Below are 24,464 nucleotides of genomic sequence, written 5' to 3' on the forward strand. Positions count from 1 at the left end.
TTTAGATTTTAGATAATTTTCCGTTATCAAGTTTGTATATATTCTTCATTTTTTTTGCCAGATCCATTGAATGGGTAACCACAACAAGTGTTACTTTTTGTTTTTCATTGATCGATACCAATAAATCTCCAAGCTGGTCAGCAGATTGCTTGTCTAAAGAACCTGTAGGTTCATCTGCCAATAATAAGCCTGGTTGATGAATCAAAGCACGCACTACCGCAGTTCTTTGACACTCTCCACCCGACATTTGTCCGGGCAATTGACTTATTTGACCTGACAAACCAACAAAATCAATCAATTCCTGAGCTCTTTGTTCTGCCTCAACTTTTAACTTCTTATCTTTTTCAGGAATCAGGGGCACCAATACATTCTCAATTAAACTCAATTGAGGCAATAGGTGATGCGATTGAAAAATGAATCCAAGATTTCTGTTTCTGAATTGAGCTATTTCATCTTCTGCCAGCTTCCCAATTTCTCTATCTCCATGCAGAATAACACCTGAATTGGCCTGATCCAAAGAACTAATCAGGTTTAGTAATGTACTCTTGCCAGAACCCGATGGTCCAACAATCGCAATCGAATCACCCGATTCAATTTTCAAGGATAAATCGTCAAGAACCATTCTCTTTTCCTTGCCCGGAACCTGATAGTATTTTGAAATTTGCTTTAATTCTATTTTCATACTTGTAATCTTTTCGAATCCTTAATCCCGATTAGTTGTTAATTTTACTCCCTTATATCGCTACACTCATAATTAAGTATTAACAATCTATCGGCATTATACCCATATAAATTAATCTCTAAAATGGTATAAAATATTACTATTCGTTTTTTTAATCACTTTTTTTTCGTTCTATGCCCTAATTTTCCTGATAAAATGATCATCCTTCTCAAATTTGACCGCTTTTTCGGGGCTTTCAGAAGTTTTACCTTTCTCCAAAAGCGTAAACAGATCCATCCATGGCTGTCACCACAATCATTCCTTCAACCACGGCTGGTGTTCCAATTAAGGCTCTGCCTATTTCGTAGGACCAGATTTTCTGACCATTTTCTTTATTCAGTATATACACTCGTCCATCACCAGAAGCCACTACTACCGCATTGGCAGCAATCACAGGCGATGCCTCGATCTTGTTTCTGGTCTTAAATTGCCATTTTATTTTTCCTGATTTCTTATCGAAACAGTACACCTGTCTATTTTCAGCTCCAATAATCACAATATCATTGGCAATAGCAGGCGATCCCAAATAAGAGATAGCCCCTTCCTTTTTCCAGTTCACCTGATTTTTCTTAAAATCCACACAGTAAAACTCTCCATCGTGATTTCCGAAGAATGCATGATTCCCATCCAAGGCAACTGATGAGGCGATATAGGTTTGGATATCCAGCTTATTCTTCGATTTTCCCGTTTTCACATCTACTTGGTGCAGAAATCCATCGCAACCACCAAACATGGCTATTTCGCCATTGCATGAGGCTGCTCCATTGATGTAATTATCCGATTCATACTCCCACAGTTTCTTTCCTGATTTGGCATCCAAACAGTACAGTTTAAAATCGTAGGAACCAAATAGTATTCTTTTCTGCTTGCTTGCCTTATCGTAAAACCAATTGGCCGATCCTGATACCTGACCCTCGGTTACAAACTTCCAATTTACCTTTCCTGTGCTTGCATTCAAACAATAAAAAGTCCCATCCAAAGCACCGAAATACACATTCCCATCCAGATATATGGGCGATGCTTCCACCGAAGTCTCGGCATTAAATTTCCATTTCAACTCTCCCTCATTGCTTAAGGCATACAGATATCCATCATTCGATCCTACATAAATGATTCCATTACGAACAATGGGCGATGATTTAATGGCATCAGCAGTTTTGTACGACCACAAAAGAGATGAATTCTCAGGCAATTCTGCTTGAGTAATACCGCTCAACTGCGCATTCCCACGAAAAGAAAGCCAATTGTGTTTGTTTTGAGCTATTGATGATAGACTCAAAGCGATTGTTAATATGAATAGGAATAGTTGTTTCATATGTTTTCCTCATCCCCTAACCCCTTCTCCTTGAAGAGAAGGGAAATGGAGCTGCTATTTATTTAATTTCTTATTTCAATCCCTCTACTTGAGGTGATATTGTTAATTGTTAATTACCAATTCTTAATTAGAGCGAAGCGAAAGAGCTCCCGTTGGACATGCCTCTGCACACTGCTTTCCTGCAATGCTTAATGCTTGTTTCAATTGCTGATTAAAAGGAACAGCCACTTTCACCGTAAAGCCTCTGCCAATATTAGTCAATCCTGTTTTCTCACCATGCCTTTCGGCGATTTCTATACACAATCCACATTTGATGCATTTTTCCGGTTCATAAATCACGGAATCATGATTAATGTATTTCACCACCGAATTTCTTTCACCCAGAGCAAATCTTCTACGATCTATTTGGTATTCTTCTGCACAATCTCTCAATCGACAATTGTCAAGCTTACGGCAATCGCAATGCATGCAACGCTTTGCTTCTGCAATGGCTTCTTCTCTTGTATATCCTTTCGGAAATTTTGCATCCACTCTATCTCCTTCAATCGATTCTTTCAAATACTCAGTCAATTCATCTTTGCGAAGTGTACCAAACCTGGAATTGAACAATCGTTCTGTTGCTTTGGCTTTGCCTTCATTCAAGTAAGCATCAACCGACCAGGCAGCTTCTTTTCCCATGGCTATGGCTTTCACTGCCATTTTCTGAGTTCGAATTATGCTACCACATGCAAAAACCTTCGGATGGGATGTAGCATAGCTTCCTGTATCTACTTTCAATCCGGTTTTTCCTGTCTCCAGACCAAAGGTTTCTCCATCCGTTCCATTGGCAAGAATTACCGCATCGTACTCTTGCTTTAGGGATTCAAACTTCTCTTTGGAAACTTCAGTATTGCAATTGGTTACCAATCCTAGTTGGTCTAAAACAGCAAGTTCCCTTGCCATCACTTCAGTTGGCAAGTCAGCATTTAAGACTGCTGCCAGTAGTGTTCCTCCAAGACTGTCATATTTTTCAATCAACTCACAATCGTGTCCTTTCAACAACAAATGATAGGCTGCTGATAGTCCGGATGCTCCTCCACCAACAATTGCCACTTTCTTGCCGCTTGCTTCTTTCTTCTCCGGCAAGTAAGCTTGAGTTTCCTCTTCCGTGAATCGCTTCAGCAAACAAATGGAAACTGACTGGTCCACATCTTTTCGCCTGCAGACTTTCTCGCAAGGAGCCGAGCATATATATCCCAATATCCCCGGAAGGGCAATTTCTTCTTTTACAATTTTCAATGCCTTATCGAACTGATTATTGGCAATGAATCGGTTCATTTTTGGAATGTCCATATAGGCAGGACAGGCTACACGACAAGGAGCCTCGCAATCACCAACATGATCGCTCATCAAAAGCTCAATGGCTTCCTTTCTGGCTTCTTTTACCTCTGCATCCTCACTTGCCAAATCCATACCATCCACTACCTTGGTTGCACAAGAAGGAATCATTTGCTGATTGGCATTGTTTTTCACCATACAAACCATACAAGTTGGATGATTACTGCATCCTTCCAAGTAGCACATGCTAGGAATATGAATTCCTGCAGAACGGGCTGCATTTAAAATGCTGATTCCCTCCGCAACTGTAATGGTCTGATTGTCTATTTTAATTGTTGGCATTATATTTTAGATTTGAGAAATGAGATGTTAGATAAATACCTATTCCTCATTCACTCATTAACACATTCACTCAATCATTTTATCTCTACTGCATCTACCGGGCAAATCTGCTTACAGATATCACATTTGATACACAACTCATTGTCCACAGTATGCAATTCATATGGTTTTGCCTGTATGGCATCCACCGGACAACGCTGAGCACACTTGGTGCATCCGGTACAATCATCATTGATTTCGTAGCGAATCAGATTTTCACACTTCCCGGCAGGGCATTCGCCTTTAATGTGGGCCTCGTATTCGTGACGGAAATACTTTAATGTTGACAGTACAGGATTTGGCGCTGTTTTTCCCAATCCACAAATACTTCCCTTTTGAGTATTAATGGCCAGCTGCTCCAACAAGTCCAAATCACTCAATTTTCCCTTTCCTGACTTGATCTTTTCCAAAATCTCAAGCATTCGTCTTGTACCAATTCTACAGAAGGTACATCTGCCACATGATTCTTCCTGGGTAAAAGACAAGAAATAATGAGCGATATCCACCATACAATCGGATTCGTCCAAGACGATCAATCCTCCAGAACCCATCATGGCTCCTACTTCTTTTAGAGAATCAAAATCAATGGTCGTATCTGCCATTTCAGCAGGAATACATCCTCCTGATGGTCCACCTATCTGTACAGCCTTAAACTTCTTCCCGTTGGCAATTCCTCCACCAATCTCTTCCACAATCTGACGAATGGAAATTCCCATTGGCACCTCAATCAAACCTCCACGATTGATCTTACCAGCCAAAGCAAACACCTTGGTTCCCTTGCTGTTTTCGGTACCAATTTCCTTGAAACTTTCTGCACCATTACGAATGATAAATGGCACCAAGGAAAGGGTTTCCGTATTGTTGATTAAGGTTGGCTTCTCCCACAAACCTTTTTCTGCCGGATATGGCGGACGCAATTCAGGAATACCACGTTTCCCTTCAATGGAAGCAATCAGTGCAGTTTCTTCTCCACATACAAAAGCTCCCGCTCCTTCGAACACCTTTAAGTCGAAAGAAAAATCACTACCAAGGATATTCTCCCCAATTAAGCCTTCTTTCTTGCAAATTTCCAGTCCTTCTTTTATTCGGGTTACTGCCAAAGGATACTCTGCACGAATGTACAAGCGCCCTTCGCTTGCTCCTACAGCATAGGCTGCAATCAAAATCCCTTCAATAACTCTGAATGGGTAGGATTCCAACAACATGCGATCCATAAATGCTCCCGGATCTCCCTCATCACCATTACAGATGATGTATTTTTTATCGGCTTGGGCATTTTTCACCAAATTCCATTTGATAAAGGATGGAAAACCAGCACCTCCACGGCCTTTTAATCCACTTTCTTCTATCTGAGCGATAATCTCATCCGGCGAAAGCTCTTTCAAACATTTTACAAATGCCTCAAATCCATATTTTGATTTGTATTCTTCAAAATCTGATGGCTTAATTTCTCCTCTATATTCAGTAGCAATGTTTACCTGTCCCTTTAAAAACTCTGCAATAGGTGTATCTTTTTCAGTTGCATTGTACCTATTTGAGCTGACCGGAACATTCGAAAATGTCAAATTCTCGGCATAATTGTAGAATCTGTTTTTGAAACGACTCATCCAATTTTCGGAGCGAAAGTGGTTTTTAATGATCTCACTTACCTCATTCGCCTTGATTTTTGTGTAAAAAGCGGGTTCTTCACCATCCTTGTGAATCTCTAACATTGGTACCTGATTACACACACCAACACATCCAACCTGCTTTACATCCACTTTAATTTTACTGTCTGCAAGAGTTCTTTCCAATTCTTCCTTTACTCCCGAGCTACCACTTGCAATACAACAGGAACCTAGTCCTATTCGAATTTCTCCCTGCGAGATTCCATCTTCGGTAAGCTCACGTACCTGCTTTTCTTCGCTTGGAGCAAGATTTTTAAAATCTTCTATGATCTCAGCAACCTTTCCGGTTTCTACATGTCCGTAGGTCACATCATCAATCTGTACAACAGGAGCAATGGTACAACATCCCAAACAAGCCACTTCTTCAACGGTAAATAGCTTATCGGCATCAGTATCTCCCTCGGTAATTTTCAATTCACGCTTAAAACTATCGTAAACCTGCTTGGCTCCTTTTACGTGACAAGCCGTTCCCACACATACTTTTACAATGTGCTTTCCTACCGGATGGTGTCTAAACTGAGAGTAAAAGGTTGAGATTCCCGTAATCTGAGATTCCGTAATTTCAGTACTATCGCAAACTCTTTTCAAAGCCTCTTCAGGCAAATAGTTGAATTTCCCTTGAATGGCCTGAAGAATTGGAATTACCTTATCAGAATCTTTCCCTTTTTCAGCAATTATCTTGTCAACAATATTTTGAATCTCACTCATAGTTATTTCCCTATACAATAAAGGTGTTTCTCTCCGCGGATATATACTCTTCCATCAGCAAATGCCGGTGTCATGTCTGATTTCTCTCCCAGTGCAGGAGCTGCTATCTCCTGATATTCCTTATCAGCTTTAAAAATGTGCATCACCCCTTCTCTGTCAAGCAGATACACATTCCCATTGGCAAGAATTGGAGATGCATAAAATCCACTACCGAATTCCTGCTCCCAACGTATTTCTCCGGACTTGGCATCATAACATACCACGGCTCCATAACTGGTAACAATTATCAAATTATCTCCTGAAATAACAGGGCTAGGAACATCCGACAAGTAATCGTATGCTTCCCAAAGAATCTCTGGATTTGCACCTGGTTTAATGGCTACAAGACTAGCATATTCATTCAAAGCAAACACGATTCCATCACCCACAGCCACCGATGGTCCAACTTCTCCGGTAATACAATCCAACTTCCAAAGCTCTTTTCCTGTATTTACATCGTATGAAGCTACACAAGGATCTGCTGCCAGAATAACTTCCGTATTTCCACCTATCTCTGCAATCACAGGAGATGCCCATGACACACGAACCTTTCTCTTGGTACTCCACAATTCATCACCATTTGCAGTTGAAAGAGCCACAAGTCTGGCCGATTTCTTATGGTCGTACTGCACAATTAGTTTATCCTGATATACCAACAAGGATGAAGAGTGCCCATAATGATTATCAGGAACTCCTAGGTTCTTTGCCCATTTCTGTTTTCCGTTAAAATCCAAAGCAGTGATATCGCCATTGGCAAATATTGCAAATACTGATTTTCCATCGGTAGTAAGCGTAGAAGCAGCATGTCCTGTATCAGGAGTTACTTCAGGCGATTTTGCCGGAGAACCTGCAATGCCTTCCACTTTAGCAGTCCAGAGTAGCTTTCCATTATTCCTATCATAGCAGTATACTTCTCTTTGAGTAGCATTGGCTCCTGATAAAAACAGCTTATCTCCCCAGATTACAGGCGAATTGTAGGCATGAATCGGCACCTGAACTTTCCACAATACATTTTTACCACTTGCGCCATCCCAATCGGTTGGGATATTCTTTTGATAAGATACTCCCTGTCCAGCAGCTCCACGGAATGCCGGAAAGTTTGCCATCATTTCTTTTGTAGGGTATGATACACCGCTAGTAACTTTTTGGGCGGGAGTTTCCTTTTTGATCTCTGGTTCTTTCTTCTCAACTGCCTCTTCTTTCTTATCTTCAACAACAGGTTCAGCAGGCTTTTCATTTTCCTTTTTCACCTCTTCTGCAGCTTTCTCTACCTTAACCTCTTCCTTAACTTCTTCTTTAATTGGCTCTACCACCTCAACATCGCTTTTTTCTTCAGGAGTTGATTGTGCTACCAGTGCTGCTTGTGTGAATTGATTTCCCAATTCCTTGTGAGTCAAAAAAGCTATTAACAATGTAATCGCCACCAAGCCAAAACCGCCAAGGCCAATCCACTTACGAGCTTTCTCTTTAAATAAAACAATATTCTCTTGTTCACTTTCTGTTACTTCAGGTAGTTTTTGCTTGCCTGCATAAAACATCTGTAAAGCAATTGCTGTAACAATAACACCTAATAACAAAAGATAACCACCAGCTTTCACCTGCCACTGATTGGTGAAGTAGGCTTTACGCACCAGAAGATCCATTTCACGAATCTGCTCTCGCAATTGATTGTCATTTGGATTTTCTTCCAATCGTTGCACCAATGAGTTAATTAATTCTGTATTTACAGGATCAATTCGATTGATTTGTATGTAATTCACCAAAACCAACATGCAGATGATAAAGGAGAAAGTTCCCGCTACAATCGCGATATTTCTCCATAGAAATTGGTTGGTTTTTCTTAATTTGAATTTGTTATTCATAGTAATTAGTTTTACCACAAAGGAAGCTCTAAGTACTTCACAAAGTGACACAAAGTATTTTTATAGTATAACTCTTTTTATTCCGTCTTTTAAATGTTTTTCATTGAAATTAACTAGTAAGCCAAGTTTACATTCTGCTAATTTCAGATAAGTTAAAATCTGTGCCAAATGAATATCTTTCATTTTTTCCACTGACTTTAACTCCACAATAATTTCATTGTTTACCAACAAATCAATACGATAGCCGACATCAAGTTCCACATTCTTATAGATAACAGGAACAGCTAATTGTTGTTTAACATCGAGACCTTCTTCTTTTAATTCATATAATAAACAAGCCTCGTATGCTGATTCTAATAAGCCAGGTCCTAATTCCGTATGCACTCTATAACAACAATCTAATATCTTTTTAAATATTTGCTCTCTATCCATAATCATGAACTTTGTGTTCCTTTGTGATTATTTACTTTACCACAAAGGCTGCTCAAAGTACTTCACAAAGTTCCACGAAGGAAAATGTTATACTCTGAGTACGATGATTAATATTATAGTTTACTCTTTTTATTCCACCTTTATTTAAATGTTGTTCATTGATATTTAGAAACAAACCTAATACTCATTTAAGTATTTTCTCTTTAAGCACACATCATGAACTTTGTGCTCCTTTGTGTCACTTCGTGAAAACCTTCGTTACCCTTCGTGGTTAAACCTTCTCCACGGGACAATATTTTAAACATCTGGCACAGCTCACACACTCTCCTTTATCTGGCTCATAATCTTCTCTATAACGATATCTGGTTAATCCTGCCAATGACAAGCCAAATACCAAACCAATAAAGGCACCTAGTATCCACGATCCATAATAAAACTGCTTTAATATAGCTGCTGATTCCAGATATAGTTCCTCCTTGGTTTTGCCAGAGGTTCTGAATCCTTCAATCTCCAAACTTTCCTTCATAGTATTTGAATCGAAATGAAGCAATTCATTGGCCAAACGTACTTTCGAATTCACCATAGCCAAATTTTCGTGGAAATTAGAAACCACCCAAGCTCCAATTATCATTAAGGCTGGAATAATCATTCCCAAAAGAATGAAACGTCTCGTTGCAGATCTTTTATCCTCCATTTGTTTGACTTCAACAGGCTTATTGATGGCATCCAACGGACATGAATTCTCGCATAATTTACACTGAATACAACTTGCCGGAGTAATGCTTAAATGATTTTTGGAAACTCTGCTCACCAAGTTCAGAATCACACCGTAAGGACATAAAAATCGACAGTAAGGACGTGCAATAAAAACACTAATCAGCAGAAATGCAGCTCCAATGGCAAACATGAAAAAAGTTGCGTTGAACCTGAATATTCCAACAAAAGGATCGTATCTACAGATAATAAAATCGGTTCCCGTTGCTGCATAAAGAATGGCTAAACCAAGATAAATCCATGGAATCAATCCCAGAACTTTCTGCAACCATTTCTTCAAATTCACCGGTCTTAACAGAAAAACATCCTGTACCGCCCCCAAAGGGCAAACTCCTGCACAAAAGGTTCTTCCGAAAAACAGTGTATAAACCAATGGAATCACGAAAAATGCTAATGCCGAAAGTGGAATGTGGTATCCCGGATTGAATAAAGCCAATACCACATTTTGAACCGATCCTACAGAACATACACATCCCTCTCTAAGGAATCCAAAATATACAATGGAAAATAGCGAAGTAATTACAACGCCTGTACGCGAACGTTTTTTATGAATGAACCAGGTAATCAAGCTTAAAGCTGCAATTAAAAGCAATACATCCACCAATGCGAATATTCCATCTCGAGGTTCTGGCATGGAAGCTACTGGTTGTGTGTAGCCAGATTCAAATTCTGGTCTTGGAAATCGTTGAGTTTGCGCAAAAGCTGCAAAATCGATGATCAATAGTACTAACAGAGAGAATAAGGAAAAGATTTTCTTCATTTCTTAAATCTTTTTATTGGTTTTGAAGCCGGCAAACTGGTAAGCTTCTTCAATAGGAACTCGTTTAAATGCATCAGATGGACAATCGCGTGCAATGGCGCATTCGTTGCAATTCACACATAAATCGTGACTAACCTGTAATTGTAATGAACCATTTCCGAAGGCACCACAACCTTTTACACATTTGCCACAACCAATGCACAACTCATCAATGATCTCATATTTAAAATAAGGATCTTCTACATAAGTACGTTTGATGGCTCCTGTTGGACAAAGCATATTTTCTGCTCCTGTAGATAGGTTCTTTACATTCGGTCGAAAATATCCACCACACAAATCACAATAGCCACACATGTCGTAAACATGAATGCATTTTACCGCCGATGGTGTTACAACACAACTTGTTGCACAACGTCCACATTGTGTACATTTGGTTGGATCAAGTTGCCAAAGGTAATCACCTTTTACACTTTTGTTCGCCAGAACTCCTGCTACTCCCACAATGCTTGCTCCCGCCGCAAAACGAAAGCATGTATTTATAAATTCTCTTCTGTCTTTTTTCATGCCTACTAGTAATTAGCAACTAGTTTTTAGAAGCTTGTTGATCTCTTTTGAATTTTAAGCCTTCTGTTTTTTTACAAGTTTTTAACTGCTTACAATCCTGACATGGAGTGGTAAACTCACAAGTCTCTTTCGTTGTATAGTTTCTATAAACAAATACCCCGCTAATTGCTGCCAATCCTGCAATTATTAATCCTCTCAACCCACTTCTTAAAAAATCTCTTCTTTCCATTCTATTTTGCTTCAAAAATTCTGATTAATCTTCTTACTGGATCCAAAACCAAAATCCTATCTTCTGAATCTACAGCCAAATCAATACCAACCGTTCCTGGTTCAAACAAATCCGGAGCAGCCACTACCGATTTAAAATCTCCTGAAGGGAGATGTATTTTTACTCTTTCCAATCCTTTTTCTGCGGTCACAAAAGAACCATCAGATAAGATGGCAATATTCGACGGATTGCAACATCCACTAAAGCCCTCCACACTCATCGAGGTTCTGTTCCAACTTGATATTTGTTCTCCTTTAAAGTTGTATGCCTCAAAAGCATGTCGGCCTGGATTTACCGCCCATAATTCACCTTGTCTACCAATCAGCAAATCAAAATATGGACTAGGAATTACAAAACCTTTTATTCCTTCTGCCTGATTTTCTTCACCAATGTCCTTTATTTTAATTCCATCAATACTGTAATGATGAATGATTTTCTGACCAGCATCGGCGATAAAAACATTGGTATCCTCAACGGCAATTGAAGTAATGTAAGTTCGATCTCCTTTTACAACAAAGCTGTTTCTTAAACTCCCATTGGGTTTTCTGATATCGATACGATTACTCATTCCTACCAGAATATTACCATTCTCCATTACTGTGATACAAGATGCTGCCTGTCTTAATTTCAAACTGTTAATTTGCTTGCCCTCTGAGTTGAGTACAAGTACATTTTTGTCTGTTCCTACATAGATATTATCATCCTGATCTACTGCAATGGCATGAATCTCTCCTGCATCAATTTTGATTTGCTTGCTCTCTTTATGACTGATTTTTGATGCATCTACGTGACGTAAAGAATTCAAATCATACTCATAAACATTCTCCTGGCTCACATTCCCTGTTTTAAACAGATCTTTTGCCATGAATGCTATCAATACGATTAGCAAAACAACAGACAACCATAAAATCAATTTATTCTTCATTTTTATAAGCTTTTAGTTATTAGCTTTAGGCTTTTAGCTTATTCAAAATTTGATTCCCTTAACTAAAGAGGGATGTTTATAAAATTCAGATTACAAACTTTAATTCCTTCTCACATCAATACACACCATATGTTTGTCATCTCTCATTAGCAAACGTCCATCAACAACAACCAAAGGTCCCCAAGCATCGTGTCCATCCATAATTTTGGCTTTATCCAAAAACTGGAAACTCTTTGATGTAGCCTTGGCAATACTTATGGTTCCATCATCTTTAAGGATAAAGAATTTACCATCAGCAACTACATATGGTCCCAAACCAAATCGATGTGCCGAACCACTATCCCAAAGTATCTTTTGACTATCATTTGGATCAACACAAACAAAGCGATTTCTCAATCCTCCGGCATCCTTAGGAAGAATACTAAACATGTGTCCATCGTATAAAATAGGTGTTTGCTGTTCAGATGCGATTCCATCTTTAGGCTTGAATTTTTGTAAGGTTTCAACCGAATATTTATTACCTGATTTTTTTACCTGCAACAAAATTCCTCCTGCACCATATCCTGCTGTCATGTATACTTTGCCATTGCCAAAAACAATTGGCGAAGGAGCCACAACCGAAGGAGCAAAATCCTTTGTTTTCCATAAGATTTCTCCCAGGTCATCACCTTCTGCTGAAACACCAACAATACCACCTACTGCGGCATATACCCACATTTTTTTACCATTCAAATTCATTGGCATAACAGATGAATGTGACATCTTCCACCCATCAGGATTTGGGGTTTCCCAAACTACTTTTCCCGTAGCACAATCCACACCCATTAGTAAAGATGATCCTCCTGGAGCAATAATGGCAATATTGTCGACGATAATCGGACACTGACCGGTATACCAAAAAGGTATTTCAGACATGTAATCCTTAACCAAATCAATTCCCCATAAGAAATCTCCCGTATTTGGATCGGTACACATCACGTGACATCGAGGTCCAATCGTAATTAAATACTTATCGTTGATGGCTGGAACAGTTCTGGATATACCATGATTTCGTTTGATACGTACTCGATACCATCTTCTCCACAACTCTTCGCCCGTTTCCAATGAAAAGCATCTTAAAGCATCAGCTTTTTTCACCTCATCGTAATCCAGCACATATACTTTCCCATTGTAAACCACAGGAGCAGCATGACCTTCACCCAATTCTACCTGCCAATCAATTTTAGGTCCGTTTCCCCATGAATTAATCAATTTTGTTTGGTCTGCTGAAATATTATCTGAATTGGCTCCGCGAAACTGAATCCATTTGCCTTTCAAGTTTGTAGATAACTTTTTAAAGAAATCAAATCCTTCTCCAATCTTAACCTTTCCTCCACTGGATTCACTTTCCTTCGGACGATTGTCCATTCCCGGAATACTTGCATGAATATCTTTAACCGGATTGTATAACAACCAGTACACAAACAATGCCGTTGCTACAACAACAGCCAAGAGAATTAATCCTTTTTCGCTTCTTTTCGACAGCATATACTTATTCGTAAGAAACCTGTTGGGTTTTTAAATCCCAACAGGTTTAACATTTACATTATTCTTTTATTGAATAGGCCATTAATGCATTTTCATGACGCACATACATCACCCCATCCTTTATTACCAGATGAGACCAGTGAGGTCCTTTCCCATATGGCACTTTAAATTCACTGATTACTTTGAATTCTTTAGGATCAGCTTTCACCAAAGCAATATTTCCACCTTTTTCATCGTAGCAGTACAGCATGCCTTCTGCCGAAATAATAGAGCCTTTGGTTTGCCATTTGGTTTCATACATTTTTTCTCCCGTATTCCAATCCAAACAACACCAGTTTCCCATTCTATTATTCACCCAGTTTGCACCATAAATGTATCCATCTACCAATACGGCTCCACCATGATGCACATCAAGCAAAGAATCCACATAGGCCAATTCAACCCCTGATGCATCTTCGTTCAGGTTCAGCATTACCGATTTGTGGTCATATCCATTGGTCACATATATCTTACCATCCTTGTACAAAGGGGTATTGGTATTGATATTTGCTTTCCATTTTCCTCCAGCGTATGCTCCGTAGTCAAATTTCCATTCTATTTTTCCATTATCCGGATTTACACCAAACACATTCTTTTCAATCACCGTAACAATCTGATTCTTGCCATTTCGATTAATCATTAATGGCGATACATATCCGGGCTTGTCATTCAAACTTTCCGATTGCCAAATGGTTTCTCCCGTCATCTTATCCAAAGCAACCATGGTGGTTTCATCTCCACAAGGAGTATAATAAACCATATTTTTATAAAGAAGAATCGATTCAGAAATTCCCCAAGTACCAAAAGTTCCACCAAATTTTTCGCTGGCATTCACTTTCCAGTTGATTTCTCCACTTAAGGCATTTACACAAGCAACATCACCCTTTCCACTTGAAAGGTATATTCTATCATCTTCAATGGTTGGTGTAGCACGACTATCTATAAATGAAGCATCCCATCCTTTACCATAAGGTGTTTGCCACTTTTTATTACCATCCATATCAAAAGCCAAAAGATAATCTGTAGAATCAATTAAGCCTGTCAGGTAAATGGTGTTGTGAGCAATGGCAACCGAAGAATATCCTACAGGAATACTATCCTTGTGCCATAACATTTTTGGTCCTTCGGCAGGCCATTTATTCAATAGTCCTGTTTCGTTGTATACTCCTGTTCTGTTTGGGCCTCTCCATTCTGTAAACACTCTTTCTTGTTTACATTGAGTTAAGGCAAAACAAGCAATAAGAGCAAGTCCTAGTAATCGTCTCATAGTTTAATTGGTTATCGTAGTGATATCGTTTTTACTTTGCAATTGAATACACCATTAATGAACTTCCATGGCGTACATACAGTTTCTTGTTGTGAATTACCAAATGCGCCCAATGTTGCTTTTCACCATAAGGAACTCGGAAGGAACTCACCTTATTGAATGATCCATTGCTTACATCAACCAAAGCAATTTCTCCGCTATCTCCGTAACAGTATAACATCCCGTCAGCATAAATCACATTTCCACGACTCAACATTTTCGCTGAATAAAGAGTCTCTCCGGTTTTCCAATCCAAACAAAACCATTCGCGGTTTACATGGCCTGATCCGTAAATCTTACCATCCAATAAGATCACACCTCCCATTTGGTTGTCCAGTTTCTCATTTCTCCACAGTTCTTTCACACTTGAACCATCATCTGCCAATTGCAACATTACACCACCTTTGCCATATCCGCTAAAGCAGTACAACATTCCATCATTGTAAACCGGAGTATTTGGATGAATCGAATATCTGTTGGAATGATCAACACTCCATAGCATTTTACCATCTTTTGTGTCAATACCTACAATTGAATTTTGAGTATGAGTAACCAATAAACTTCTGTTATTCAATTGTATTAAAGCAGGTGAGCAATAGGCAGACTTCTCACCCTTAGCTGCAGATTTCCAGATTAACTTACCATCATTTTTATTCAAAGCAATTACACTTGCCTGACTTCCACCAGGTGTACAAAAAAGCTTTTCTCCTTCAACCAACAAGTTTTCAGTTACCCCCCAACGAATATTACTTCCTTCATATTCATCTATAATATTCTTCTTCCAAACAAGATCACCATTTTCTGCATTCATGGCAACAAGCTCTCCAAGTCCGCTTAATACATATAACATTCCATCCTTAATCATAGGAGTAGTTCTTACACCATCATAAGAATCCATCCATTCTTTGCCATAAATTTGTTTCCAAACTTGTTTTCCTGAATGATCAAATGCAATCACAAAACCTTCATCACCTTCTGTTCCTCCGGTATAAACATACTTTTCAGTAACAGCAGCAGATGCATGACCATCTCCCAGTTGATCGAAATGCCATAGCATATTAGGACCTTCGGCAGGCCATGTTTTTAAAAGATTAGAGTCAGGATATTTACCGTCTCTGTTTTCTCCGCGCCATTGAGCGTTATTCTGTGCAAAACCAGCAAAACTTGAGATAAGAATTACCAGGGATAAAAAAATACGTAGCATGCTTGAATCATTTATATAAGTTAAAACACTATAAAGATAATTGCTATGAGTTTTATTAAAGACAAATTCACCCCTGCACCTTCAAATATGTTTTAGGTCTAAATAAAAATGCAGTTTCACAAGCATTTTTTATACCAAACATGAAAAACAACTACTACCCACCACTGTAAGCAATCAAACACTATTTAGAATCACTCTAATATTGTCCGATTTCGTTACATCACCGTCCGTTATTGTACTTTTCAGACTAAAAAGTCCCTTTTAGATTTACAATAACAATTTAAACTCACCTAAAGCAAATAAAAAGCATTATTAACTCGGACTATCTATTTAAAACTGTTTTAACAAGTTTTTAACTTTCATCCTCCCTCACATTAGCCTCGATCAAAATAAAACTACTATCTTGTATATCAAACTAAGACATAACACCATGAAAAATCTATTATTATCCTGTCTCTTTATGATTGCCATATTATTATCGGCTTGCAAAAACGAAAAACAAAGCAAATCAATTGACGTTCCCGATGGAAAAGAAAAAATCACAGTAACAGAATTGATTAATGGCAACACCTACTCATACATCAAAGGAAACAATGAGAATAGTGAAATATGGGTTGCCATTAGAAAACAGCCAATTGAAATTGGCAAAACCTATTTTTACAAAGATGCTTTGCCAATGAAAGATTTTCACAGCAAGGAATTAAACAGAACTTTCCCCTTAATCTATTTCTTAAACTCCCTCTCATCTGAGACTTCGAAAAAAGCAGTTTTACCCCATGGATCACAAATGAAAAAGCCAACTGCGGTTAAAGTTGAAGTAGACATTAAGGCCAGTAAAGACTTTACGAATATTGAAAACATCTACAAAAAGAAAGACCAACTAGTCAATTCAATTATTAAAGTAAAAGGGAAAGTAACCAAATTCAATAAGAATATATTAAACAGAAACTGGATTCATATTCAAGATGGAACCGAGCACAATGGCAATTTTGATTTAACAATCACATCAACTCAAACCGTAAGCGTTGGAGAAGTAATTGAATTCAAGGGAGTTTTAATTACAGATAAAGATTTTGGAGCAGGATACAAGTATGATGTACTTTTAGAAAATGCAGAAAAATTAAACAGCACAAAATCTCAATAAATTTTATAATAAACTTTTGACTATTTGATTTATTTTATATAATTTTAATATCAGTCTCAATTACTACATACAACATTACTTTTTACCCACTATGAAAAAACGGCTTCGGTCGTTTTTTTTTATCACATTATTACATACAATCGCTCTAAAACATACGATAACAATTTCAATTAAAGATCGATTTGTTAATTTTAATGCTGATTCAAAATGAAGCTATGCAAAAAAGTCAGCTAAATCAACACCTACGTTTTATACTTATTCTCCTTGCTGTAGTAAATATGCCAGGCTGTAAATCGGACAATAATTTAATCTTTAATTCTGATCAATATAACATCTACCCAAACCGTGTTGAACAGGGTGAATTCCTTGCAATTGCCAAAAACAAAAAGGAAATTAACTCCTCATACCCTTATCTGCAAAACAACAAGTGGAAACTAAAACGCAGTTTGTTTCATTATCCAGCATACCAATCGAATCATGAAATTTTAAATGCGATATACAACCTGTCATTAGAGGAAATCGACCGAAAAATTTTAAATGACAGCATCTTTTCTAAAGAAAACATTACAAGTACTAATTTAGGGTATTCGGGCATGCTATCATTGTCAATACTTCATCCTAAAGCATGTCAAAATAGTCTAATGCAAAGGGTGAAGAACGATAGAATCATTCAAGATCCGGGAACCGGAGGCTCCTGGCCCATTGGTTCGGATCGTTTGATATGGGCTACAGCTGCATGGGATATCTACAAGGTAACTGGAGATACCGATTGGCTTCGAAGAACCTACTTCATTATAAAAAACAGCATTGATGATGACATTAATTTAATATGGAATTATCATTCTCATCTATTTAAAGGAGAAGCCTCATTCCTAAATCGCCAGGAACAATCCTACCCAAAATGGATGTCACCTACCGACATATACGAAACCTATTCTTTATCGAACCAGGTAGTTCATTACAAGGCTTTGCAAATACTTATTGAGATGGGAAACCTTCTTAATAAGGATACACAAAAGTACCATCACATCTCCGAAGCATTAAAAAAGAGTATCAACAGCAAATTTAAAATCGAAGGCAAAAAACACCTTGGTCAATTCCGATACAACAATTACAATTTGGTATCACAACATTCTGATGCTCTTGGTGAATCTCTTGCCAACATCTGGAATATAAGTGAGAATACTGCAGAGAATATTCCAATACATCAATTTGGAGTCGCTTGTTTTCATCCTCAAATTCCCAACATCGCCAACTATCACAACAACAGCATTTGGCCTTTTATTCAGGCAACATGGAATTGGGCAGCAGCGGAAAACCAAAATACGAAAGCTGTACTATGGGGGCTTGCCTCTTCAATTAGATCAACAGCATTATTTTTAACAAATAAAAGAAGCTTTTTAATTGATAACGGAGATTTCCAGCATACGGAAAAAGATTCTAATTCAAACCTATTAAGTGCCTCGGCAAGTATCTCTAATTTCCTTCATGTTCTGATGGGAATCAATCTCACAACAGAAGAATTAGAGTTTAACCCTGTTATCCCGCGAGAATTTAAAGGCAAGCAGGTACTAAGCAACCTTAAATACAACAAGGCAATCCTTCATGTTGAAATACTCGGGTTTGGAAATAAGATTAGTTCATTCACTTTTGACGGCACGCCCTACAAAAGAGCCGTTGTCCCTAAAAACATCGAAGGGCATCACAAAATTGTGATAAAAATGAACAATGAAATCCCTATTGATGAAAAAATAAATGTAGTTGAACATTTGTATTCACCCGAAACTCCAAACTTATCCTACACAAACGATCAGTTAGAATGGAATAAGATCAATAATGCCACTCATTATAAGATTTATCAAAACGGAGATCTTTTACTCGAAACAAAAGACAATTATATGGTTGAAGTTAACTTCTCTCAACCAGTTGAATTTTGTGTACAAGCAGTGGATAGTTCAAACCAACACTCCTTTCTTTCCAAACCAGTCCTTCTGTATGAAAGCAAGTATGAAAAACTCCTGGAAGCGGAAGCATTTCAAAGCAATCGGAAATCGTCTTTTGTAGTATTAAAGAAAACCGACAAAGAACCATACTACTTTCAGGTTAAAGCTCCCAGAAATGGCAGCTACAAATTGAGCTTTTTATATGCAAATGGAAATGGGGACATTAAAACAGGAGACAAATGCGCCAGCAGAAGCCTCTGGCAAAACAGTGGGTACATAGGCTCAATTGTTTTCCCTCAAAGGGGAAAAGGCAAGTGGAATGATTACGGCTACTCAAATTCTTTTTATGTAGATCTTAAAAAGGGATATAACTTTTTCAAAATTAGTTTCGAAGAATTCAACAACAACATGAATGGTGAACGCAATGATGTTCGCCTTGATAAAATTAGATTATTAAGATTGACTAATTAAATGAGAATCATGAAAGTTGTATTGGAAACAGAGCGATTATTCTTAAGAGAATTTATCCTGGAGGATGCGCAAAGTATGTTTGATCTAAATTCCGATCCCGAGGTGATTAAATATACCGGAGACCCACCATTCGAATCTGTCGAGCAGGCCAAAGCATTTCTTCAGAACTACGACGACTACAAAAAGAATGGCTTTGGCAGATGGGCCATGATAAGCAAAGCAGACAATGAATTCATCGGCTGGTGTGGTTTAAAGTTAAACGAAGAAAAGTTCATTGATCTTGGATTTAGAGTCTTCAGAAAACATTGGAACAAGGGATACGCCAGCGAAGCAGCAAAAGCGTGCCTGACCTACGGCTTTCAAACATTAGGATTCGATGAAATCATAGGAAGAGTACTTTCTGAGAACAAAGCTTCCATTAAAGTTCTTGAAAAGCTGGGAATGCGATATTGGAAAAATGATACATGCCATGGATTTGAAAATGCCAGGTACTACCGAATTATTAAAGCATAAAAACATCCCTGCAAATCAAAACTCGCAGGGATAACAACAATTAGTTCGTTTAGTACTTAGCTGAACTCACACTTAATTCCTCTCTTTACAAAACAACATACTTTTCAATATAAAGCAAGTTAACATTGCCCCATCTTCACACTTATCACTCGCCCAAAAACCATGATATATGAGTACAATTTGCGCACACAAAACAAGTAGCCGACCGATTGGCCCAGTCAAAATTAAAGAAGGAAGCAACAGCCGTGTTCAATTGCGCTTCTCGCTGATAAAATAATTTCTCTCCGCAAACAGGACAACTCAACTGATGCCCTTTTATTTCTACTCTTTGTGGTTCTGATTTCTTAAATAATCCCATCTATTTTAAATTTAATTTTAACACCTTCTCAATCTCATTTTTGATTTCATCCCCATCACCTAAAACGACCTCTCCATTTTCACTCACCACACTTCCAACACAATCCATCACCTGTCGAACAATGCCATTTCTATCTATTACAATGGTTTTAGGATAAGCTGTTATTCCAATTTGATCAATAAGCGCTTTTCCCTCCACCAAATGGTAAAAATCAAAAGGATAATCTTGCAATACCTTTTTTACCTGATCTGCACTATTAAAAGTAATGGATACAAAGCATACTTTTCCCTCGTACTCCTTCTTAATCTGATTCAAAACCGGCATCTCTTTTTTACAGGGCCTGCAACCATTAAACCAAAAATTCAGGACCAAGGGAGCATTCAATAAACGATCAGAACTGCAAGTATTACCTTCCAAATCACGGAGCATAAAGTTTGGAAACTTTTTCCCCACCATTTCATACACCTTCTCGGTACCCGACAGATTAATCTTAACGCCTCCATTCATCACCATTTGCCTTTTGTAGACAATCACCAGTGAATCATTTCGTCTAATCTCATCCACAACAATCAGATTCACATTAATATTAGGCTTTGATTTGTTCTTGTGAATCAATACATCTTTTATCTGATCAAGCTCGGTTTGATCGATAATTCTGCTTTTGCCAAACTCCTTGTAATATTTGGTTTGCGACATAAGAACAAATGAAAAAGACACAAAGAAAAAGAGAAGTAATACTATTTTTTTTATGATTTTATGCTTTTGGTTTAATGATTAATTAATTCATTTTACATTCAGGATGTAGCTCCGTCAACGCCTTTACCAGATATTCCAAAGGAATACATTCATCTTTTGGAGTCCTTCTATTATCAGCATTGATTACAATTACCAAATCCAATTCAGGAACAACATTTATAATCTGTCCTCCATTTCCCGGAATAAACCATGAATTAAATCCATATTCCGTTTCTACCATTCGCCATTGAAAACAACTGTAAACCGGATGCTTGATTTCAATATATGGCTCAAACATCTTTTTCATCCATTCCGATGAAACCACTTGCTTTCCTTTCCATTTTCCCTGATTCAGATGCAGCAAGCCATATTTAGCAATATCTCTCACTTTCAGCTTTAAGCCACCACTCATATCGCATATGCCATTCCTGAAATACCAGTCATATTCTTTAATGCCCAATGGTTCAAACAGGTTTACATTGGCAAATTCATCCACATTCTGCCCTGTCGCTCTTTTAATGATTTCACCCACAATAATATTATTGGGTCCACTATATGCATAAACACTTCCTGGCATGGTATCCATTGGCAGTTCCAGCGATTCTTTCAACCAATCCTCTTTCTTGTCCATCTGCACACCCATATTTTTCGGATCATCAACAGCCAAAGCATGCTCATCCCATTCAAATCCAGATGTATTGGTCAGCAAATGCTTGATACTAACTCTCTGTTTCAAAGAATCATCAGGTAAAACAGAATATTCGGGAAAGAAATTCAACATCCTTTCATGCTCACCTTTAATCCTTCCTTGCTCAATGGCAATCCCCGTTAATATGGCAGAAAAACTCTTTGTGGTTGAGGCTAAAAAATGCATCTCATTTTCATCCCAGTCATTGTAATACTGCTCAAGTAGCAATTCATTTTTGTGAAGAAGCAGAACAGCGTGCACATTTCCATATTTTCCTTGACAAATGTTTGCATTCACCTGCTCGAAACAAATGGTATCAAAAGCATGCTTTTCCAGTGTCGACACCATCAGACCGTCACCCTTATCTTCCGGAATTCGATAAGAGCAATCCATCTTCTCTTTACACCCGGTAAAACCCAAGAAAATTAGAACAACAGTTAGAAATCTCATCATTAGAATTACTTATTCATTTACAAACTCAATATTTTTCGACTCTTCTTGCTTCCTGACAACCTCTCCAACCAACTCAAATCCTTACAGTCAACACCCTTCTCTTTGAGGCAATGATATTAATAGCAGATTTCGCCCTAAGCTCACCCTATGATTATTCCTTTTAGTCATGAGACGCTTCGCTTTGTACCCTAAAGGGAACAGTGCACAGGAAAAGCCCCTTTAGGGGTTTGGGGTAATTTTGGCAATGTTTATCAAAAGGATTCACTCTTAACTTAATGATATTGCTCCTTGAGGAAAAGGGAGCGAATGTTGATATTTTTATTCATACAGGAATTAAAATCACTCCCTAAACCCTAACTCTCTCCTTCTCTTTCTCCAAAATCAAAAGGGCAAACACAACAACACCCAAGAGCGGATAAAACAATGCAGCAAGGCAAGCCAAAACCACATGCTTTAGTTTTTCCTTTCTAAAATCAATGATCAATAAAACAATCACAATCAATCGAGTCAAATAATTCACATAACCCGGTATAGAATCAACCAAATTAAAGGTTTCATGATTGGTCATATCAAACATCAAATGCCTAACATAGATCCATGGCATTCCAAATAGCGACATCACGATCAATGCAATGATATACTTATTCAAAACTTTCATTAACTTATTCATAACTCTTACTTTTTACAAAGCCCATTCTTTCATAGGCCACAACAAACAGAAAGAACAACACTCCCATTAAGGATGAAAAGAAAGTCAACACCAATACAGGAATAGATTGAATACTTTCCTTTTTCATCTCCTTGTACAATAAAACCACAAAGGCAATATTGACTATATATTCAAATCCGGTAACCAAGAATCCAAACCCTAAGGAGAGAGTGCCTTCTTCCGACAATTGCATTGTCATTAAATCGGGATTAATTGCCATTAGTATTACTGGAAATAAACGTGATAGGATCAACGCAGAAACCAATAAAATGGCATACTTTTTAATGTATTGTGTCATATATTTTAACTCCTATTTTTTTCATATACATAACCATACAGCGCAATCTGCAAACTCTTAGCTCATGCTCTTCTTACAAATAAATCACGCCACCTCATCCCAACTTTATCTATGCTCAATTTATTGCAGTCGACTCCCCTTCTCCTTAAGGAGAAGGGGTTAGGGCTTGAGGTTCCTTCCTAACTCACAATTAAGTTACACCCTTCAACACCTCCCAACAAAAGCATCTCTAATCCCTACCCTAAAAGGTGTTCTACTTGTTGTTCATTTATTGATCTATTGGTATTGTAAACTTCTGTTGGTATAGGTGTAAAACTCCTAGCGTAACACGATAGAAATGAAGAGGAAAAATTCTACTCTCCACCTTCATCGTCTAAAGCCACACTTGCATCACTCACATCTTCTTTATGTATAAATTTGGATGGTATATTGATTTATACCTCTGCATTAACTTTGTTAGAATGAATTTTTTAAATAACTGGAGTAACTTTTATTTAAGACTATTGTCATTTACATCATACACTTTATATACAGATATATGTGACTTTTTGGTTATACCACGATGAATGACTTCAACCTGCCAGTAATATGTCGTACCTACTTCTAATTCTTTTACGTCATAGTATTTTTGCTCAAGATTTTTTGCTTTTACTTCAAGATTATCTCCTGTTGTTCCAAGAAGCAGGCTATATTTAAAATCATGATGTTCTTCACTTTCTACGTCCCAACTAAACTGATACCTTTCGCTATCATTAAATACTATATAGATTACTTTATTTAATATTATTTCCACTTCCAGCTCTTTGGTATCATCATTATCGCAAGAACTAAAATTACATACCATTAATATTAATAGCATATACTTACTGATTATTGTCCAATGGTTTTTCATAGTTTAATTATTATTTAAATTATATCGGAATTACTCATATTAAAAATTTCTATTTACTCCACTATAATTATCACTCGTATAATTATCCCTTCTACAAACCAATTAATAAATCAATTGGAAATTCTCATTTAACTCTAGCAATGAACGATCTATTCATTTACAAATTCAAGACAGTTTTCCTTAATACACACCATATCAGTCAGAATTGAACATCCTTCAATACTTTTATCATTTTTAAACACTACTTCTTATTCAAGTTTGCAATAAATTCTCCGCAAAATAATGTTTCAAACCCCCACCTCTAACTTCAAATACACGACACCTAAGCTCAAAACTATAATTATATTCAACACTAAATATCATCATACAATAAAACTACACAGTTAAATTATCTCCATCAAAAACAATGCCATTGTACACATATATTAAAAATATATTTTTCCTAACAAAA

Annotated in this window: 22 protein-coding genes; 3 read left to right on the forward strand and 19 right to left on the reverse strand. The window is 37.5% G+C overall.

Annotated elements, in window-relative coordinates:
* Window position 1: 1 nt before the first annotated feature.
* The 13 genes from NQ163_RS12760 to NQ163_RS12820 all read right to left on the reverse strand — a co-directional run bounded on the left by NQ163_RS12760 (window position 2) and on the right by NQ163_RS12820 (window position 15,809).
* Window positions 2-682, reverse strand: a complete 681-nt coding sequence (locus tag NQ163_RS12760) for an ABC transporter ATP-binding protein (protein ID WP_268190696.1) — start codon at window positions 680-682, stop codon at window positions 2-4.
* 244 nt (window positions 683-926) lie between these two features.
* Window positions 927-2,036, reverse strand: coding sequence for a beta-alanine-activating enzyme beta-propeller domain-containing protein (locus NQ163_RS12765; RefSeq protein WP_268190697.1), 1,110 nt, complete (start codon window positions 2,034-2,036; stop codon window positions 927-929).
* A gap of 123 nt (window positions 2,037-2,159) precedes the next feature.
* On the reverse strand, window positions 2,160-3,695 hold the full coding sequence (locus tag NQ163_RS12770) for an FAD-dependent oxidoreductase (RefSeq protein WP_268190698.1): 1,536 nt from the start codon (window positions 3,693-3,695) through the stop codon (window positions 2,160-2,162).
* Window positions 3,696-3,769: 74 nt separating this feature from the next.
* The gene (locus NQ163_RS12775) at window positions 3,770-6,109 is read right to left on the reverse strand and encodes an NAD(P)H-dependent oxidoreductase subunit E (RefSeq protein WP_268190699.1); all 2,340 of its coding nucleotides are present in this window, start codon (window positions 6,107-6,109) and stop codon (window positions 3,770-3,772) included.
* Between the two features lie 2 nt (window positions 6,110-6,111).
* Window positions 6,112-8,010 carry a PQQ-binding-like beta-propeller repeat protein gene (locus tag NQ163_RS12780; protein ID WP_268190700.1) on the reverse strand — a complete coding sequence of 633 codons (1,899 nt, stop codon included), beginning with the start codon at window positions 8,008-8,010 and terminating at the stop codon, window positions 6,112-6,114.
* A gap of 60 nt (window positions 8,011-8,070) precedes the next feature.
* Window positions 8,071-8,442 carry a GxxExxY protein gene (locus NQ163_RS12785; protein WP_268190701.1) on the reverse strand — a complete coding sequence of 124 codons (372 nt, stop codon included), beginning with the start codon at window positions 8,440-8,442 and terminating at the stop codon, window positions 8,071-8,073.
* 271 nt (window positions 8,443-8,713) lie between these two features.
* The gene (locus NQ163_RS12790) at window positions 8,714-9,976 is read right to left on the reverse strand and encodes a 4Fe-4S binding protein (protein WP_268190702.1); all 1,263 of its coding nucleotides are present in this window, start codon (window positions 9,974-9,976) and stop codon (window positions 8,714-8,716) included.
* A gap of 3 nt (window positions 9,977-9,979) precedes the next feature.
* On the reverse strand, window positions 9,980-10,540 hold the full coding sequence (locus tag NQ163_RS12795; protein WP_268190703.1) for a hypothetical protein: 561 nt from the start codon (window positions 10,538-10,540) through the stop codon (window positions 9,980-9,982).
* Between the two features lie 19 nt (window positions 10,541-10,559).
* A complete protein-coding gene (locus NQ163_RS12800; RefSeq protein ID WP_268190704.1) occupies window positions 10,560-10,769 on the reverse strand; it encodes a hypothetical protein in 210 nt (69 codons plus the stop codon).
* Window position 10,770: 1 nt separating this feature from the next.
* Complete coding sequence (locus NQ163_RS12805; RefSeq protein ID WP_268190705.1) at window positions 10,771-11,733, reverse strand: hypothetical protein; 963 nt, start codon at window positions 11,731-11,733, stop codon at window positions 10,771-10,773.
* A 99-nt stretch (window positions 11,734-11,832) separates the two neighbouring features.
* Complete coding sequence (locus tag NQ163_RS12810) at window positions 11,833-13,260, reverse strand: outer membrane protein assembly factor BamB family protein (protein ID WP_268190706.1); 1,428 nt, start codon at window positions 13,258-13,260, stop codon at window positions 11,833-11,835.
* Between the two features lie 58 nt (window positions 13,261-13,318).
* On the reverse strand, window positions 13,319-14,566 hold the full coding sequence (locus NQ163_RS12815; protein ID WP_268190707.1) for a PQQ-binding-like beta-propeller repeat protein: 1,248 nt from the start codon (window positions 14,564-14,566) through the stop codon (window positions 13,319-13,321).
* A gap of 31 nt (window positions 14,567-14,597) precedes the next feature.
* A complete protein-coding gene (locus NQ163_RS12820; RefSeq protein WP_268190708.1) occupies window positions 14,598-15,809 on the reverse strand; it encodes an outer membrane protein assembly factor BamB family protein in 1,212 nt (403 codons plus the stop codon).
* A gap of 430 nt (window positions 15,810-16,239) precedes the next feature.
* Between NQ163_RS12820 and NQ163_RS12825 the strand changes: the two genes are divergently transcribed.
* From NQ163_RS12825 to NQ163_RS12835, 3 genes are all read left to right on the forward strand, one after another.
* Window positions 16,240-16,953, forward strand: a complete 714-nt coding sequence (locus NQ163_RS12825; RefSeq protein WP_268190709.1) for a hypothetical protein — start codon at window positions 16,240-16,242, stop codon at window positions 16,951-16,953.
* Between the two features lie 215 nt (window positions 16,954-17,168).
* Window positions 17,169-19,367 (forward strand): alpha-L-rhamnosidase-related protein, encoded by a 2,199-nt coding sequence (locus NQ163_RS12830; RefSeq protein ID WP_268190710.1) that lies wholly within the window; start codon window positions 17,169-17,171, stop codon window positions 19,365-19,367.
* 9 nt (window positions 19,368-19,376) lie between these two features.
* Window positions 19,377-19,880 (forward strand): GNAT family N-acetyltransferase, encoded by a 504-nt coding sequence (locus tag NQ163_RS12835; RefSeq protein ID WP_268190711.1) that lies wholly within the window; start codon window positions 19,377-19,379, stop codon window positions 19,878-19,880.
* A 145-nt stretch (window positions 19,881-20,025) separates the two neighbouring features.
* Here the strand turns inward: NQ163_RS12835 and NQ163_RS12840 are convergent, their stop codons facing one another.
* The 6 genes from NQ163_RS12840 to NQ163_RS12865 form a co-directional block, all read right to left on the reverse strand.
* Entirely contained in the window at window positions 20,026-20,238 is a 213-nt protein-coding gene (locus NQ163_RS12840) for a hypothetical protein (protein WP_268190712.1), read from the reverse strand.
* The gene (locus NQ163_RS12845; RefSeq protein WP_268190713.1) at window positions 20,239-20,934 is read right to left on the reverse strand and encodes a TlpA family protein disulfide reductase; all 696 of its coding nucleotides are present in this window, start codon (window positions 20,932-20,934) and stop codon (window positions 20,239-20,241) included.
* An 82-nt stretch (window positions 20,935-21,016) separates the two neighbouring features.
* Window positions 21,017-22,114, reverse strand: coding sequence for a serine hydrolase domain-containing protein (locus NQ163_RS12850; RefSeq protein WP_268190714.1), 1,098 nt, complete (start codon window positions 22,112-22,114; stop codon window positions 21,017-21,019).
* 346 nt (window positions 22,115-22,460) lie between these two features.
* Window positions 22,461-22,784 carry a hypothetical protein gene (locus NQ163_RS12855; protein WP_268190715.1) on the reverse strand — a complete coding sequence of 108 codons (324 nt, stop codon included), beginning with the start codon at window positions 22,782-22,784 and terminating at the stop codon, window positions 22,461-22,463.
* Entirely contained in the window at window positions 22,777-23,121 is a 345-nt protein-coding gene (locus tag NQ163_RS12860; RefSeq protein WP_268190716.1) for a hypothetical protein, read from the reverse strand. The genes NQ163_RS12855 and NQ163_RS12860 overlap by 8 nt, the downstream gene beginning before the upstream one ends.
* 490 nt (window positions 23,122-23,611) lie before the next feature.
* Window positions 23,612-23,980, reverse strand: coding sequence for a hypothetical protein (locus NQ163_RS12865; RefSeq protein WP_268190717.1), 369 nt, complete (start codon window positions 23,978-23,980; stop codon window positions 23,612-23,614).
* Between the last annotated feature and the right edge of the window lie 484 nt (window positions 23,981-24,464).

This window comes from Marinifilum sp. D737, from assembly GCF_026672275.1.
In the GTDB taxonomy this organism is placed as follows: Bacteria; Bacteroidota; Bacteroidia; order Bacteroidales; family Marinifilaceae; genus Marinifilum.